Here is a 19,210-nt window from a genome sequence, read left to right as displayed (position 1 = left end):
TATTAAAATTCGACATTTAATTTCACACCTATTGATCGAGTCCACGGCACTACATTGTAGTACTCAAATCCTTGAGTCCAAGAGTCTCCGCTCAATTGAAAAGCTCTTTCAGGATCTATGTCTGTTCCAGCTTTCACCCATTCCATTAAATTATTTCCAACAAATGAAATTGAAAGATTCTGAAGTTTAATTTTTTCCAATAAACTCTTATCAAATCTATAAGTCAATGAAACCTCTCTAACCTTTACATAAGTAGCATCAAAAATATTACGAGAAGGGAATTCTCTGATGGCATATCTATGTGCATCATAAGGATTCAACCATGCCGTACCTTCACCTCCTAAGTTCTCTATATAAATGATGTTGCCATCTGCATCTGTAGCCTGTCTTACCCCAGCATTGAAACTGGCATCATGTCCACTTGGATTATTTTCTGCCCATTGAAATCCACCGTATTCAGCATTTCTTCCACCAATCCAGTTTCCGAAGAAATATTCAGGATTTTCCAAGATTTGCTCTTCGATGTCTCTACTTTGATCGTATGGAATACCAGACAAAGAGCCTATTGTAGATCCATTATTAGCAAAAAACATTTCCGTTTCTGAGTAAAATTCTCCTCCCTGTCTCCATTCTACATTGGCATACAATGAGAAATTTTTATACGAAACAGAAGGCTGTATTCCTACAATGAAATCATGGTTATAGTTACCAATTTTTACTAAATTATTTACATCACTATCTTTTTGGTATCGACCATTACCGGTCAACAGTGGATATCCAAAATAAGGAGAAGATTCATCCTTAACCGTCAACAAAGGTCTCTCATAGATATCACCTAAAGTACCTCCTGTATAGGTTCTAAATTCAGCTCCTTGTACCGATCCAAAATTGAAAAATTCAATTCCATCAGCCAATTCAACTATTTTGGTTCTATTACGGGTAAATGTAAAGTTCATATCCCATCTGAAGTCATCTGTAAGAATAGGAGTGGTAACCAATCCCAATTCCACACCTGTGCTTTCGATCAAACCTGCATTAATCAACTTACTTGTTGCACCTGATTCAACCGGCAAGCCAATATTTAGAATTTGGTTTTCATTTTGAGTTTTATAAACCGTAGCTTCTAATCCAATTCGACTATCCAATACTTTGAAATCAAATCCTATCTCATTTGAAGTAGCAATTTCGGGTTTCAAGTTGGCGTTTCTCAAAGTACCTCCCATGTACATTCTTTTGGAAGTACCCCAATCGTTGGCTACTGAGAAATATTGCGCTAAGCTATAAGGACTTACATCATTACCCACTTGTGCGTATCCACCTCTAAGTTTCAAGAAACTAACCCAACTAGGCATGTCAACCATTTCAGATACCAATACACTCAATGATGCCGATGGGTAAAAGAATGAATTATTCGCTACAGGCAAGGTACTAGACCAATCATTTCTAGCCGTTACTTCCAAGTACAAGTAATCTTTAAAACCTATTGAAGCCATTCCATATACACCGTACAAGTATTTTCTATACAAATCACTATCGTATTGAACCGTTCCTGGGATGGCATTGGAAATGGTATACAAATCTGGTACTACCAAACCATCTGCATTGTTTTCAATTCTTCTCGAATTCTGCTCTAATCGATTAAATCCAGCAAATGCATTGAAACTCAAATCATCACTAAATCGCTTGTCATAAGTCAATATCAAATCAACATTTGACTCTGCTCGATTTAAATTAACTAAATTATATCCACCATTGAATAATCCGTATGTACTAAAGGCTTTTTTTGCCTCATTTTCTTGGGTGAATGCGTCTCTTGTATAGCGAGCCATTATGTTTAAGTCATCGGATATATCATAATCAACTTGGAATTTTGCGACATTTCGATCTCTGGCAAAGCCAATAGTATTTTCATGGGCCAAGAACCAAGCATTATTTTGTTTCTCCTTATATTTCAATTGTTGGATACCTTCTAAACCTGGCTCCCAATAATCTTTTAAATCGAGGATATTAATATTGGCACCCATTTCATATAAACTTCGAACTGGGGAGTCTCTACCTCCATCGATATTGGGTCTGCTATCAGATCCCGAATTAGTAATACTTACATTGGCTGAAACTCTCAATCTATCCGTTACATTGTATAGGGAGTTTAAGCTAAAAGTAGTTCTATTGTAATCTGTATTTGGAATCACCCCGGTGTTGTTGGCATTTCCTATAGACAATCTAAAGTTACCCTTGTCATAGTTTCCATTAATGGCCAAGTTGTTGGTAAAATTGCTTCCATTCTGGAAGAAGTCTTTAAATCGGTTGGGATAGGACACCAATGGCACTGCTTCACCATTACTATTCCACTGCACCCAATTTTCTCCAGCATCTAAAGCAGGTCCCCAGTTTTCATTTTGACTTTCTTCCAAAATATGGGTACCTGTTTTACCTGAAGCAAATTTATTTTGAATATCAAAATAATTGTACGGTTGGTCACTGATATAAGACGTATTGTACGATACACCCAATCCCTTCTTGCTATTGGCACCGGACTTAGTAGTAATCAATACCACACCATTACCCGCTCTAGATCCGTATAATGCAGCCGCACTTGCTCCCTTCAAAACCGATATATCCGCGATATCGTTTTGGTTGATATCGGCAATGGGATTACCCATATCTGCCCCTTTGTAGGCATTGTTCAAAGAGTTTGCAACCGGCACTCCATCGATGACAAACAATGGTTGATTGTCGTTATTTAATGAGGTAGCACCTCGGATAATTACATTCATAGACGACCCCATCATTCCGTCCATCTGAGAAATTTGGACACCAGACACCTTACCCGAAAGCACACTTAGGAAGTTGCTCTGGGTGGTCTCATTCAAATCACCACCATCTACTTTTCCCACAGAATAACCCAACGATCTCTGCTCTCGCTTAATACCCAAAGCAGTAACCACTATTTCATCCAAGGTTTTGGAGTCTCTCATCAAAACTACCGTCGACACTGATTGGTTTTCCAATGACACCTCAAGGGTCTGATATCCTATATAGGAAAAAACAATTATTGACGTTTCTTCAATATTTTCTAGTGTAAAATTCCCATCAAAGTCGGTAGCCGTCCCCTGATCTGTTCCTTTTACGAAAATATTTACACCAATTAAGGCCTCACCTGATTCATCGACTACTTGACCACTCACATTAATGGTTTTATCGACAGTTTCAGTGACCATAGCTAGCTTAGGTTGCTCAGCAATATTGTTTTCTACAACCTCAATCTTTGGTGCTCTAATGATGACATAATTCTGGTCATCAATTTTGGAATACGTTAAACCAACATCTTTCAAAAGACTGGTCAGATTAACTTCCAAACTTTGTTCTGGTCGAATTTGATAGGTCAAAGAAACATCCTTAATCAAATTCGACTGTGCAAGTATCTGCACATCATAAATTCTTTCTGCTACTTTAAGAACAGATGAGAGGCTTTGTTTTTCCTCTTTCACATTGTCATAAGTAGAATTAAAGCTTCCTCCGGCGTAAGCTACTATTTCCTGTGACTGCAGTTGGCAGACAGTAAACACAGCCATTACACCGATCATAAATCGTGTAAATTTCCTATTCATCATTACTGGTTTTCATTAGATTATTTAAATTCCCATTTTGTATTAGTTATTTTCTTTACTTCCAATCCCAGCGCAGCTCCTATCATCTTTATCGCGGTATCAGAATTATCTGTTGCAATCGTACCTGTCAATTTCCTATCCAAATATTTTGAAGGTAGATCTAGTTCTATGTTGTAAGTGTGTCCAAACCAACGAATCAATTCATCTAGGGATCGATCGACCAAGGCCAACTTATTTTCCGTCCATAAATTATAGGAAATAGCATCTATATTATGCTGATCTATCTGTCCGGTTAGATTATTGTAAACCACCTTCTCTCCCGGCGTCATAAGTATGGTTTTTATTTTCGCTGATTCTATGGAGCCCAAGCGCAATTGAACACTACCTTCTTCCAACACTACCGTTGTCCACACACTATCAGTGCTTACACTAAAGGTTGTACCCAAGACTTCGATTTGGGCATTACTGGTTTGAACAACAAATTTTTGGGGCTGACCATCTTGATAATGTTTCCGTACAGAAAAATGAGCTTCTCCATCCAGTTCTACTCTGCGGACATCATTGGCTATGTCAGAGGTATATGAAATAGTAGTATTTCCATTGAGGATAACGGATGAAGAATCGGGAAGACCTACTTCTTTTATTTCTCCAACTAATGTCATTTCTTGAAGTGAAACTTCAACAGTCTTAGGTGAATTCATGAAATAAAACAAGCCCATTAACAATACGATGGAAGCTGCTGCATATGCAGACCATCTCATGATTACTATCCGTCTATTCTTTTGAGAAATGGCAGCTTTCAACCTTTCAAATCCAGCCTCTGCTTCACCATCATTTACCATTTGGTTGCGAACGGGCAAACCTCGTTTAACAGCTATGGCATCATATAACAATTCAATCATGTCGGGATGTTCAACCTTCCAATTCTCCCAATATTCGCTATACAATCCTTGATCTACATAGGGAGCAAAGAAGGGATCCGACAAGATCTTTTCTATATTATTTTTCATTATTTTCCTATTCCAATACACCTTAATAAGGAAATGGACTATGGATTCATACTCAGTTTTTACATTAAAATTTTAAAAAAAAATTAAATTTTAAAATCATATAAAAAGCAAAGAGTTGTCAAAATATTATTCTTTAAAAACTAAAATGTTCTAAAAACTATATACCTTCAGGATAAACTTCTCGTATTTTTCTAAAACCGCGCTGTAGATTATTTAAGACAGATTGGTATTCTATATCCAAAACATGGGCTATTTCTTTATAGGTCTTACCTTCGAAATAATGAAGATAAATAATCTCGCGCTGTCTGGATGAAAGACTATTTAATAGATCGGCCACATTCTGCTTTTTCTGAGACTTTTCCTCATCTTCTATAACCCAATCTTCCGCCGAATATACCAAGGTCTCATCCTCTCCAATGACCCTATCGGCAGATAAAAAATAGGATTTTTGCGCCCGGAGTAATTCTCTTCGAAATGATTTAATAACATAGGCATCCGGATTAGGATGTCGTTCTAAGGACAGTGATTTCTCATAAAATTGCAAGAATAATCGTTGAATAATATCTTTAACCATGGATGCATCACCTACAAGCTTAACACCATATCGCAACATTACTTCGTAATTGTCAAAATACAGTTTTTTCAACAAATCTATGGTTTGCTCTTTGGACATCCTATGACATTATACTTCTAATATTCAAGTAAAAATTCGAGTAAATGTAAATATTCGAAGGAAATATATACAGTGCAACATACAATAGTACGTATTAAAGTGACCTATTTTAATATTATTATATTAGAACATCAAATCATCTCCGACCCAACTAATATTATCACTAAAAATACATGTTTCACAGAAACTATTTACAAAATACAAGAATAATAAAATACAAACTAATGTATTACCTCTAGGTTAACAGTATTATTAAAACAATAAAAATCATATAAAATCCTAGGTAAATATCACAATTTACCGACCTGATTAGGGTTATTTTCCCAATATCTAGCAGATGAAATTTTCAATAACATAACACAAACATAACATAGGCTTATTATAGTCATCGTTTTATAACAATGAAACCACCTCAAATTTAGAAATTATCTTCATCTCCATTCAATCGAAAGAAAATTCTCCTAAACACCATCACTTCAAATAAATTATTGACTAAAATTTATCTAACTACCCCATCAGTTTTCATAAAATCTAGTCATGCCCACACTGACATGACTAGATTCCCGGAAAATCGCTGTTGAATTTTATACTATATCCAGACATTGGATACTTCGTATTTCGCTCGTTCACATTTAGTCCATCGGGTTGCTCTATTGAGCAACTACATTCGATCACCTCCAAAGGAGGGGGATTATCCAAGATGGCATCATTACCTATGAATTTAAAATTTAATAATTAGAAATGCCCTATTACAATTCAAATTATCAATATTTCAACAAATACGCCACAACAATATCAATATTGCATATTTAATCTATTTTTATTAAATTATTTTTATAATACAAGATGTTTTATTGTATATTTGCCAATGTAATCAACAAGTGATTACATTCCATAAACATACTGTGAGGTGACGAAATAGGCAGCCGTGCCCTCTTGTCTCGAGGGTGGAGTCAACGGGATAAATGTTATAGGATAAATAATCTTTACCGATTGTTTTTGGATTTCAGTATCTGTTCAATAGCACTAACCGCTCTGTGTAGGTTCGAATCCTGCTCTCACAGCCATATGGTCGATATTTAATAAAAATATCGACCATTTTTTTAAAACCAATCGACATTTCCCTAATCTTATTATACGAATTACAAAAGGTCCTCTAGATTCTTTGACAGAGACAGGATGAATTTCATAGACCAAAAAGAGGTAAGATTTATACAATCACACTATCATGATCATATAAACAACACATACTTTCATTAGCCAATTTACACCACTTGTTCTTTAGTATTGCCTTTATTCATTGACCAGACCAATCGCGTAAAGGACAAGGTAACCAACACAGTTATTACTGCTGCCGCCATTAGAGCCCTATCATAGGACCAGCTCAATCCCTCAGGCGCAAACAATAGATAGGTAGATACCACCATGGTCATAAAAACGGCGGGAATTAAAGTAATCCAATAATTTTTACTGTATTTCAACAAATAAACGGATATGGCCCATAAGACTATAGTTGCCACCACTTGATTTAACCAAGCAAAATACCGCCATATAATTCCAAAGTCAATTTGAGTCAATACCCAAGCAACAGCAAATAAAGGGATGCTAATCATCAATCGGTTTTTTAAAGACCCTTGCTTGACTTTCATAAAATCACTGATAATTAATCTCGCACTTCTAAAAGCCGTATCTCCAGAAGTAATTGGCGCAGCCACCACACCCAACACCGCTAGAATACTTCCAAATGTACCCAATAAACCAACTGAAATTTCATTGACAATATACCCTGCATTGTTCCCATTGGCAGCCATTACCTCATTGAGCTGACCGATGCCCCCAAAGAAACTCATACTAACAGCAGCCCAAATCAAAGCCACCACTCCTTCTACGATCATCGCTCCATAGAAAACCTTTCGTCCCTGATTTTCTTTTTGCAAACATCGAGACATAAGCGGGGATTGGGTAGCATGGAAACCAGAGATCGCACCGCAAGCTATGGTCACAAACAACATTGGAAAAATTGGGAAAGATGAAGAATTGCTATGGTGATTTGTCGTCAAGCCAATATTGTAATCCGGTATCTGTACACCTTGAACCACCATACTGACCAAAATACTAACGGCCATAAACAACAACACAAATCCAAATATCGGATACAGTTTTCCTATGACCTTGTCAATAGGCAATAAAGTAGCTATTAAATAATATATAAAAATAATGGCCACCCACATAGTCATCGACGCCCATCCACTGGTGATCTCAGCCAATATCTTGGCAGGTCCCATAATGAATACTACACCCACCATAACCAATAGTACTACAGTCAACAACCGCATTACCTGCTTCATGCTATCTCCTAAATAATGTCCTGTAACCTCAGAAATACTTAAACCATTGTGACGAAGAGACAGCATTCCAGAAAAATAATCGTGAACAGCACCAGCAAAGACACTGCCGAGGGCAATCCACAAAAAAGCTACTGGCCCCCACATTGCACCGGCTACCGCTCCAAATATCGGACCTAAACCAGCAATGTTTAAAAACTGAATCAAAAAGACCCTCCACCAAGGCATAGGCATAAAATCTACTCCGTCTGCATTGGCATAAGCCGGGGTCTCGACATCGGTCTGTATGACAAAAATACGTTCAACAAGTTTGCCGTATAAAAAATAGCCCAATACCAATATAGCGATAGACAGTAAAAACAAATACATGGTAATAATTTATTGTATAATTATATATTCCATTGTCCATATAATTATGGCAACAATGGGATGCAATTATACACTATTTTGTACTTAATAACATCTATTTTTAAAGATTCTTGAATACCTATTGGCACAATTGCCCAATTCTGTTGTTTTCCACTTATCACCATACCTATATAAGCGAACGAGGTTCTACCATCATAGTCAATATCTTCTCTTCACCAGGTTTCTCCATTAAAAACAAACTCTTATAACTACTTTACACTTCTACCCTCCCAATTACGGCTTTAAGAATCTCAATCTTCTATGGCTGCAATAAATAATCATACCTAAACTGCCCGCCGTTCACTATTGAATCGATACGCATACGGGTTGAAGACCAAATAACTTCCTCATTCTTGGCCAATATAGCCGATAATGATTTCACTTGATTCTTGCTCAACTCAGTTAGACAATTCGCCATATCATTTAATGATTGTGGTTCAATCCAATCTTCGTCCAAAAGTTTATTTAAAACATAGGTTCTACTGTTGACATCCATAGCCATAAAATACTTCCCTAATTTAAGTTGAACCTCTCGATCTTGCCATAATATTTTGGGCATTTTTTTCAAAATATAAATTCTATTCAATGGTATAGCAGACTCAATTAGACCAAGGATGATTTCTTTATAGCGTAGAAAATCATCTTCATTTAGGTTTTTCAAGGCATAGAGTTGATCATCGGCGTATTGAGAATTCAACAACTTCTCTGTCAATCCTCGATCCAATAACTCCTCTGTATGCAACTGAATACGATCAGAGATTTCTCCATATACCAAATGATATAAGGTATAGCAAGAATAAAGTGCACCATCTACCACTGCTTCCTTTACCTCCAAAGCCGTGGCACCAGTCACCGCATCTACCACTTCGGATTGACGTGTTTCTGTCTTATCAAATAGTTCGGCTTTGCTCTTCCTTTTAATTACGGCATTGTCATCTTGTAACAATTGATGCAATTTATCATAATCTTCATTGGTAAAGGCCAAATGGTCGTTTTTGGTTAAAGACTCACCGGCTATGGTATCGAAGCCCAAATAATTACCCAATACATTCCAATACATTTGGATATGCAGAAGATTGCACAAAGTATCATCACAGACCGGAGTGCGAATATAAGTCGTATAGGCTTCCGGCAACCCCCCATCGTCCTCCAACAGCAATATGTCCATGGATATCAAAGTACTATCATCTACATATTGAAAAGCCCTATCTGCAGTAGACACGGCTTTCCAATTCCTAGTTATCTTCATGGGCCGACCATAAGACATTTCCGAGATCAAGGCGATCAAGGGCGAGGTCATAAAAACGATGGCCATCAATATTATCCCTCTGTATTTCATTTACGGCTTTGCCTGATTGTTTTGATTGACGACCAACTCCATATATTCCTTGAGATGGTTTTGATAGACTTCTCTTGGACTTACATTGTACTTGGTACAGATGGATGCGGCCAAACCAACAGCAGCCCCCATCTGCCCAGTTGTCCTCATCACTCGAGGTCCCCCTAATCCAATATGTGAACAACTAAAGTTTCTTCCGGCCATAAACAGATTATTAATATCTCGTGAATATAGACTGCGATAAGGGATGTAATACATTTTGGTCTTGTAAAACATGGCTTCAGAAAGAAAATCCACCTTCTCTGGATCCTTTAAATTTTGCTGAAAATGCACATCAACTTCTCTGATCTCCATGACTACAGAATCCTTAAACTTTTTGCTATTGCGCGCATCGTTAAATGTAAAAATGTAATCACCAATGATTCTTCTAGACTCCCGCTTCCCCACTAAATACGAGATCCACTCCAATCCTAGATTTTCTTGACCGGGCAATTTCTTTTGGTTGGCAAAGGCACCGAATATCCCCCTCAACATATGATCTCGAATTTCCTCGGCATCGTGAATTTGATGAATATCTGCTCGAGAATACTCCCATTGCCATTCCCCTTTTTTGGCGGCAAAATCTCCCACCACTTCCTCTGTCCAAGGCAATTCGGGAAAAGGATAAGGCTTGCTATCCTCAAAGCTTCGCCATAAAACAGATGATCCCATCACCGCTCCATCCGGTTCTTCTGGACTCCATAACTCTCCAAATTCATCCCAACCTTCATCGTATTCATCTACACTTTCTCTTCCGTACATAAATTCTGCCCCTGCCCAATAGGCAATCCATCCATCCCCAGTACAATCGGCGAAATACGGAGCCTTAAATCTTATCCGCTCTCCTGTCGAAGTATGTCTGGCATCTACAGAAGATATGGTACTATTCTCCGTATTGGCATCATAGGCTCTCCAATTGAGGAAAAGATCAATATTCTTATAGCTTTTTACATTTTCATCTCGTTTCTTTTGATCTTCGTGAGCTTCTGGAGATCCGTTGGGATAATGTTCGGTATCCAACATCTTCAATATGCGTTCATAATGTCCGTAAATACCCAAAGTATGAACGCGAATTTCACTACTGGCATTCCCACCTAAAACTGGTCTATCGTGAATCAAAGCCACCTTTAATCCCTGTTCTGCCGCTGCAATCGCACTGGCACAACCCGCAATACCACCACCTACGACTACATAATCGTATTGTTTCGTCTTGCTAGGTGCATTTTTTTGATTGGTAATTTCCGTTCTCCATTCGGCCAATGCCTCTCCACTATGGGGAGGTGGCTGATTTTCGAGACTAAAATACAGAGCATCACACCGTCCATTAAATCCAGTTAGATCCTTTAATACCACGGCTACTTTTTTCTTATTTATCTCCACACTACCGGCATACTCCCAACTCCAGCTAGGTTTTTGACCCAATGTGGGCTCCATGACTACATCGTCAATTTGCAGCTTAAAGCGTCCGGGCGGATCCCATTTACCAGGCACCCAATTTTTGGTTCTAACCCATACATGGTATTCCCCTTTTTCTTTAAAACTAGCCTGTGTCACAGCATCTGCCACTGGGATACCCATACCGTGAGCCATAATATAGGGTGACCCCATTTGTTCCACAAATTGTGGATCGACAACCCAGCCCCCTTTGTCATCAAAGCTCTCGGCTTCAATTAAAAACGATTGAGCATGACTTGTTACAAAGTGCAACATTATGCTTAAAATCATCAATGCGAATTTCATATTTTTCCTTTTTGCCATAATATATTTAAAGTTTTTCATTTTTGATCAGAATCAAGTAAAATAAATTTATGCATAGCAAATGCCAACGTTTTACCAAATAATCGAGCATTACTAGGATTAATTGGGACCCCTGATACCTCTGCATAGGGGAATTCCAAAGTTGTAGATAAACGAACTTTATCAAGATTCTCTACCCACCCCCTAAAGTTCTGACCTTTTGTATAATTTTTTGATGTATTCCATGATTGCCCAAATAAGAGATTATCTTTTTCATAATAAGGTAATGAATTTAGGGTTTGAGAACTTTCCTCCAATAATAATGAAAATACTTTTTCATTTACAACTCCTTTTTCCCCTCCAACAATATGAATTTTTTCGTGAATCCCCCCACTAATATATGGACAATGAAGATCCATTGCTATTTGAATTTTATCCTCAGCCCAAACAGGAAGATATGCTCTTATGGCTCGTGTACTTTCATATAAACTTTCTCCTGAATAATCTCTGTTGTGATCTCGACCTTTCCTATTTTTTCCTTGGTCCCCATTTTCTACCCCATCTTTGTCTACGAAAGGAATAATCATTACTTCTACATGTTTTTGAAACCATCGTGAAACATCACTATCTCCCAATACCGTTTCCATAAATCCTTCTAATACATAATTGGTCATCATTTCACAAGCGTGGTGTCGAGCAGTTAAAATTATCTTGTATTTCGGGTTTCCATGAATATTCCCTAGATGCAATCGCTCTACCTTGCGCCCACCTTTCGTTTCAGCAAGAATTCCAGTTTCTATAAATATATTATCTGTGAACCTCGACAAAAATGACCTTAAATCAGCTTCAACATATGGCATTCCCATACTAAATTGAACAATGGTATCCTCCTTTTTAAAGTCATATTCAAAACTTAAGTCATTTACACTTTCTTTACCCAACCAAATCCATTCCTTTCCATTATCATAACTAATAGCTGGTCCATTCACTGCAAATACAGGTACATCTTTAAGGTCTTTCCAGGGATTCACAAATTGAAAAACCAATTTTTTTCCTGCTCCCCCTCTCAATCGAAAGTTCCAATAAAACCAATTTCCTTCAGTATCTTTTAAATCCTGATAGATATAAACTGTATCATTTGATATCTTCTGAACCGAAATATTACCTCCTGGAAATTCTTTATCAATCACTACACTTAGATCCTGATTCCCATCTGATTGACCATTTACTTCAATGAGCATAAAAATAAACATGCCTGAAAAAAAACAGCTTTTTATAAATTTTATCATAATTTCTTTTGTTGTGTAATTTAATTATCTCCAATCCTCATTTTGAACAAGCTTGGGATTGGCATTAATTTCTTCTAAAGGAATCGGAAAATACCTGTGTTTTGGCTTAGGTTGTCTTACTGGGTAAATACTATTGACGGCATGGGGAATCACTTCCAAAAATGTATTGGTTCGCGTTAAATCATACCATCTATCTCCCTCGCCAAAAAACTCCCAAGATCTTTCCTGCAGTATCGCATCTATTAATTCCTCTTTAGTGTGTCCCATTTCCAAAACTTCTAGTCGAGCTCTTTTTCTAATTTGATTGATATAATCATAGCATAAATTTGTCGGTCCATTCAACCTACATTCAGCCTCAGCCGCAATCAATAGGACATCGGCAAACCTTAATATGGGTATATTATTTGCTCCGATACTACCTAAAGAATTAGGATCTTGATATTTTTTTAATAGCACTGCCTCCTTTATTGCTGGATCTATGTCTTTTTGAGCCACATTGTGTCCGTCCTTATGCAAATATGAAGTATCTAATAGTTTACGTCGATCATCCAATGGATTAAATGAGTCAAAAAACGATTGATAAGCCAAAGCTGACCCCCAAGAGGTTCGAAGATAATTTGGACCAGAACTACTTCTAGGGCCAAATAAACTGTGAATCTGACTCCCAATTGATGGTACTGAAGTCTCGCATTCAAATGCCCACATAATTTCAGTCCTTGCAAAATCCTCTGTTTCCACCTTGTACAATTTTGATACATCATCAATTAATTGATATGCTCCCGAAGAAATTACCATTTTAGCTTTTTCTAAAGCCACAGTCCATTCTTCAGCATATAGTGCAGCTTTTGAATAGAGTCCTATAGCAACTTCTTTCGAAACTCTCCCTTTTTGAACACTTATATCATAATGTGGTAACCGTTCAATGGCATTATCTAAATCACTAAAGATTTGTTTATATACTATTTCTTTTTTTGACTTTTCCACATATGCACTTTGTTGATTATCACTAGGTTCAAGCTTAAGTATTACATCACCAAAATTTTTAGTTAAAAACCAATGGTAAAATGCCCTTAAGAAATAAGCCTCTCCAATAATTTCAGTCTTTCTAACTTCATTCATAGAAGCACTTGGTACTTTCTTAATAACCCAATTTGCCTTTTCAATACCAAGATAACATGATCTCCAAATATATTGAGCAGATTCAAACTCTCTACTAAAACTTCTTTGCGTTGTATAATTTTGATCATAATTAAATAATGCATACACATCTCTGCCCACTACTGGTCTGGCATAAGTTTGATCTGCACTAAAATCCGAAGCTCCTGTTCCTGCAGTATTGTACAAATTTTGAAGTGCTCCATAAGCTGCAGTTAAACCAGCTTCTGAATCACTTTCTGTTTTATAAAAATCCTCTGTAAATAAGGAAGAATATGGTTCTTCCTCCAAACTACAGGAATAAAATACACAAAGATAAATTAGTGCTATTTTTATAATATATTTCATTGTTAATTATTTAAATATTAAAAACCGATTTGCAATCCGAAAAGTAATGACTTTGAATTAGGATAAACAAGATTATCAACTCCTAGCAAGACATTAGACCCACCATATGAATTGACCTCTGGATCATATCCTGAATAAGAAGTAAAGGTCAAGGCATTATTAGCACTAATGTATATCCTTAATGAAGCTATGGACTTTAGCGAAGTTAATCTATACCCCATACTAACATTTTTCAACCTTAGGTATGAACCATCCTCTATGAACCGATCTGAAATCTGTAATCTTCCTCCTTGACTACCATTCTGAAATTCATTGCTGGGATTATCCAATGACCATCTATCAACCAATCCTCCTAAGGTATTCCTAGACCCCAGAGGATTTTCAAAAGTATACCTACTTAAATTATAAATACTATTCCCATGTACACCTGAAAGAAATACACTTAAATCAAAACCCATAAAAGAAAGGTTAGAAGACACTCCATATATAATTTTAGGATTTGCGTCCCCTGATATCAGTTGATCTTCAGATGTCAACATTCCATCACCATTTACATCCTTTAATTTTGTTCCTCCAACTCTACTGGTCTGACCTGGCAGAATATTTTCACCAGTTTGGTAAATTCCGTCAAAAACATATGTCCTAAAAGTACCAACAGGTAATCCAACTTTTAGAATACTAAATTCTGAAAGTATAAACTCATTCTCTTTACCTTCAAGGGATAACAACTCGTTTTTATTAATGGAAATATTACCAGCCAGATCCCATTTTAGTTCCTTATCTATTAAAATTGCATCCACGGCAAATTCAAATCCCCTATTTCTAATACTTGCAAAATTCCCTGTATATGAATTATACCCAGAGGACATCGGTAAATCCCTTCCAAATAACAGATCATCAGTTTTTTTATCATAAATATCCATCACTACATTTAACCTATTATTTATAAAAGACATGTCAACACCCAAATTTAATTGCTGGGATTTTTCCCATCTTAAATCTGTATTCGCAATGCCAGACGGACTTATTCCCGAGGTATATTGATGATTAAAAATGTAGGGATAACCCTGGCTAGAAAGAGATAGTGATTGATAAGGTCCTATTGCGGCAGCATTTCCAGTTAAACCATAACTTGTCCTTATTTTTAAATCGCTAAATACATTTTGATTTGACATAAAAGTTTCATCAATTAATCTCCAGCCAAAAGCCACAGCAGGGAAAAAACCATATTTATTATTTATACCAAATTTTGATGCTCCATCATATCTTGCCGTCAGGTCAAAAATATACCGACTTTTAAAGGAGTAATTTAATCGTCCCATTACTGAAACTAAATCACCTTTACTTCTATAACTACTTACAGTCCTATTTATACCCAAACCTAATGCTTCGTTGGTTGTTTGATCATTGGGGAATCCAGAGGCAGATATGCTATTGCTTGAATATAAATCTCTCTGAATAGAATAAACACCTGTAAACTTTAATCCATGTTCATTAAAATCTTTTATATATGTCAAAATGCTTTCATGCAATAAGGATCTTTTGCTGACATTGGTCTTACTCGCAGTGCCAGAGCTGGCATTTACCATACTTTCAGGAATTATATAGATAGGAGAATAAAAATCTTTTAACGAATAGTTTATATCAAAATTTGCCGTAGCTCGATATCTAACATTTTCCAATATTTCAATTTCAAAATATTGATTCGTCAATATCCTATTAATTTGATTTTTATCATATACTTCTGCTAATCCTAAGGGGTTTACAACTTCTGCGTATCGTCCACCACCTTGATCAACGAAAGGAAAAATCGCACCATCATCCCGATATGGTTTTAATGTCGGTGGAGCACCCAATGCTGCACCGACTATACTCCTATCTGACAAATGATTATTTACACCAGTCACTCCGGTAGGAATACCATTGTTAGCTGAATAACTACCTAAAATTGTACTACCTATCCTAATTCTATCATTTACATTATGATCCAAGGTAGATCTTAGAGAAAATCTCTTAAAATTTGATTTTATAATAATTCCAGATTGATCAAAATAATTTCCAGAAACTGAAAATTGGGTTTTTTCATTCCCGCCAGTAACAGATAATTGATAATTTTGAATAGGAGCTTTTCGATATATTAAATTCTGCCAATTTGAACCCTGACCTAAATTATCAATATCAGGATATGGTGTTGAAGGATAAATCTCATTTTCTAATTTTGCAAATTCTTTTGCATTTAAAACATCTAATTTTTTTGTTATTTTTTGCATTCCTACATAACTATCAAACTGAATTTTGGTTGGTGCATTCTTTCCTCTTTTAGTAGAAATCAAAACCACACCATTTGCACCACGAGCCCCATAAATTGCTGTAGCAGATGCATCTTTCAAGATTTCAACCGATTCAATATCATTCGGATTTATAGTGGATAGAGGACTAACATCCGTTACCCCTCCTCCATTAGAGATTTGTATGCCATCGATTACATAGAGCGGCTCAGAAGAACCATTTATGGAATTAGTTCCCCTCACACGAACACTTATATTTCCTCCAGGTGCTGAACTATTTTGAGTAATCTGAACACCAGATACTCTTGACTGAATTCCTTGTGCTATATTTGTTATTGGGGTTTTTGTTATTTCCTCAGCTTTTACTGAACTCATAGCACCAGTTGTAGAACCTTTCCTCTGAACACCATAGCCCACAATGACAACCTCATCTAACAATTCTGAATTTTGCTCCAAGGTAATTGTCAAATTTGACCTTCCATTAATCGGAACCTCTATAGTCTTATACCCAATATAAGAGATTATCAATGTCTCACTGGCCCTGACATTTCCAAATGAAAATCGACCTTCAAAATCAGTAATGGCTCCTAAACCAGGCTGCTCCTTTACTTGAACAGTCGCTCCTATCAAAGGCACCGACCTTTTATCTACCACCAGACCATCGATGGGTGGTTGCCGATCAGACCTTTTATAACTTAAAAACTTATTAAATCTTAAGGGCAACATTTGAACAGATCTTAGATGAACTCCTTTATTCTTCATTCTATAAATTACAAAGTTTTTCTCACTCATCTTTTTAAAATCGAGTTGATTCTTCTTTAGATAATTGGACAACAAATCCTCCAAAGTCAATTCTTTTAAATCTAGAGGAGTAATATACTTCTCATCTAATAATCCTGCTTGGTATGCAAAATTGACATTATATCTTTTTTCTAAATCATATAAGACTCGTTTTAATTCTTGTTTTCCAGTCCGTTCTTGAAAATTCATATGAGGATAGGATACCAAAGTCAATCCTTCTTGTGAATGACCAGGGCATAGTCCTGCCAGTATTCCCACTAATGTGAGAATATACATTCGTTTAAAAAATCCCATTATTATTAATTTATATTAGTAAAAATTTATTCCATTTTCCAGCTTTTGTCATCGAGTTGTATAGCCTCTAAACCAGCCGCAATAGATACTGTAGTTATGGTTTCCGAAGTTGAGGCCGTATTCACTGACCCACTTAATCGAATATCTGCTCTGGAGGTATCTATCTCAATATCGATGTTGTATCGCTGTTCTAGCCAAGCTACAACTTCACCCAAATTTTTCCCAGTAAGTGTCAATACACCTTCCTTCCAAGATGAATAATCGGGGGCTAGTACCAATTCTTCCTTAAACAGTCCTTTAGATTTAGAATAATATACCTTGTCTCCGGGGTTCATCAGCATAGGTCTGTCATATCCTTCTACCAATAACTCTATTGATCCTTCTTCCAATACTACAGTAGTACCATCATCGGTGGCCATTACATTAAATGATGTACCCAATACACTAATCTTCATATCTTTGGTCTCCACTTGGAATTTTTGATACACATTATTCTCCTTCAATTTTTTAACATTAAAAAAGGCCTCTCCTTCCAAATAAACCGACCGAAGATTTTCTTCTCTGTCATGATGATAGGTTATATCGGCATAGGCATTTAACACCACCATGGTACTATCGGGCAATGCAATATTCTGAATCATCTCATTCTCAACAACAGCGACTTTTTCCACAACTTCGGATGGACTGACCAACATCATATAACCCAAGATCAACAAAGCAATAGCTGCCGCTGCTGACAAGGCTCTCTTCCATGTCATTATAGATATAGGTGTTCTTTGTTTTTCTACTTGTTCAACCTCATTCCAAAATCTATTTTTTGCCCGATTTACCTCATCAATTGGCAATGGCCTGCGGTCAAATGGTATACCAGAAATCATATCTTGAGCCAATAAAAATTCTTCATGGTACTCCGGATGAGACTGATCCCATTGAGACCAATACAAATCGTATTCCCCATTCTTCACCCATTTTCTAAATTGATCATCATTGATTAATTGATCTATTATCTGCTTATCGATCATGTTTATCTTTTATGACTATATTGTTTTATCTAAACATTTAACTACATAGAGAGAATATACTCTTATATATACTCACCAACACAAATAAAATTTAAAAAAAACCATATTATACAAACATCAATATTGTCATGTTTAGACAATAATTCCAAATAAAGACCAATATGCCAAATATTAAACAATCATACTATGTAAGGAGATTGAAGAACCAAAAATAATTCCTAAAAAAAATAATTATTATTGATTAAATTTTTCCTTCTCTCTCAATTTAGAAAAGGCCCTTTGAAGGTTATTTAAGACGGACTGATATTTCACCTCTAGGATAGAGGCAATTTCTTGATAAGATCGATCCTCATAAAAGTGGAGGTAAATAATCTCTTTTTGACGTTGGCTTAATTGGTTTAAAAGCAGGGTGATTCTATTTCGTTGCAATCCGACCATCTCTTGCTCCAGCATATCGTTTTGATTAAATGTGATATTAAAACCTTCATCGATAGGTGTCATATCGATGGTATTTTTCTTATTCAACAACAATTCACGGCGCAATGAAATCAAGAGGTAAGCCGACTCCGATTGAATGGACAACTGGTCTTTTTTAAGCCATAAACGCATAAAAACATTTTGTATCCCATCTTCCACACTTACCTTATCCTGTAATAACCTCATTCCATATCGATACATCATCTCATAATGCTCATCGAACATACGATTGTATCGCTCTCGTTGTGAATTGATGTTATGATCTCGACCAGACATATTCGATTTTAATACAGGACAAAATTAATGGCAAATATTGGTCTTTATTTTATTTTTACAAAAATATATTTCAAATAAAAGAAAAACCTTAAACTATT

The 19,210-nt window shown here is 36.3% G+C and carries 11 protein-coding genes; all 11 read right to left on the bottom strand.

Going from position 1 to position 19,210, the window contains the following annotated elements:
- Nucleotides 1-2: 2 nt before the first annotated feature.
- The 11 genes from LVD51_RS13430 to LVD51_RS13380 all read right to left on the bottom strand — a co-directional run bounded on the left by LVD51_RS13430 (nucleotide 3) and on the right by LVD51_RS13380 (nucleotide 19,112).
- Nucleotides 3-3,614, bottom strand: a complete 3,612-nt coding sequence (locus LVD51_RS13430) for a SusC/RagA family TonB-linked outer membrane protein (protein WP_236971899.1) — start codon at nucleotides 3,612-3,614, stop codon at nucleotides 3-5.
- A gap of 17 nt (nucleotides 3,615-3,631) precedes the next feature.
- Nucleotides 3,632-4,621: a FecR family protein gene (locus LVD51_RS13425; RefSeq protein ID WP_236971898.1), complete on the bottom strand. Its 990-nt coding sequence runs from the start codon at nucleotides 4,619-4,621 to the stop codon at nucleotides 3,632-3,634.
- A gap of 157 nt (nucleotides 4,622-4,778) precedes the next feature.
- A complete protein-coding gene (locus LVD51_RS13420; protein ID WP_236971897.1) occupies nucleotides 4,779-5,294 on the bottom strand; it encodes an RNA polymerase sigma factor in 516 nt (171 codons plus the stop codon).
- A gap of 1,265 nt (nucleotides 5,295-6,559) precedes the next feature.
- A complete protein-coding gene (locus LVD51_RS13415) occupies nucleotides 6,560-8,008 on the bottom strand; it encodes a carbon starvation CstA family protein (RefSeq protein WP_236971896.1) in 1,449 nt (482 codons plus the stop codon).
- Between the two features lie 298 nt (nucleotides 8,009-8,306).
- Nucleotides 8,307-9,386, bottom strand: a complete 1,080-nt coding sequence (locus tag LVD51_RS13410) for a hypothetical protein (protein WP_236971895.1) — start codon at nucleotides 9,384-9,386, stop codon at nucleotides 8,307-8,309.
- Entirely contained in the window at nucleotides 9,387-11,165 is a 1,779-nt protein-coding gene (locus tag LVD51_RS13405) for an FAD-dependent oxidoreductase (RefSeq protein ID WP_236971894.1), read from the bottom strand.
- Nucleotides 11,166-11,200: 35 nt separating this feature from the next.
- Complete coding sequence (locus tag LVD51_RS13400; RefSeq protein ID WP_236971893.1) at nucleotides 11,201-12,451, bottom strand: M14 family zinc carboxypeptidase; 1,251 nt, start codon at nucleotides 12,449-12,451, stop codon at nucleotides 11,201-11,203.
- 24 nt (nucleotides 12,452-12,475) lie between these two features.
- Nucleotides 12,476-13,954: a RagB/SusD family nutrient uptake outer membrane protein gene (locus tag LVD51_RS13395; RefSeq protein ID WP_236971892.1), complete on the bottom strand. Its 1,479-nt coding sequence runs from the start codon at nucleotides 13,952-13,954 to the stop codon at nucleotides 12,476-12,478.
- Between the two features lie 17 nt (nucleotides 13,955-13,971).
- Nucleotides 13,972-17,337: a SusC/RagA family TonB-linked outer membrane protein gene (locus tag LVD51_RS13390; RefSeq protein WP_236971891.1), complete on the bottom strand. Its 3,366-nt coding sequence runs from the start codon at nucleotides 17,335-17,337 to the stop codon at nucleotides 13,972-13,974.
- Nucleotides 17,338-17,363: 26 nt separating this feature from the next.
- Nucleotides 17,364-18,359: a FecR family protein gene (locus LVD51_RS13385; RefSeq protein ID WP_236971890.1), complete on the bottom strand. Its 996-nt coding sequence runs from the start codon at nucleotides 18,357-18,359 to the stop codon at nucleotides 17,364-17,366.
- Between the two features lie 234 nt (nucleotides 18,360-18,593).
- Nucleotides 18,594-19,112 carry an RNA polymerase sigma factor gene (locus LVD51_RS13380; RefSeq protein WP_236971889.1) on the bottom strand — a complete coding sequence of 173 codons (519 nt, stop codon included), beginning with the start codon at nucleotides 19,110-19,112 and terminating at the stop codon, nucleotides 18,594-18,596.
- Nucleotides 19,113-19,210: the final 98 nt, after the last annotated feature.

This window comes from Membranihabitans marinus (genome assembly GCF_021729155.1).
GTDB lineage: Bacteria > Bacteroidota > Bacteroidia > Chitinophagales > Saprospiraceae > Membranihabitans > Membranihabitans marinus.
Note: the sequence above shows the minus strand (reverse complement) of the source record. Positions and strands in the feature narration are given on the sequence as shown.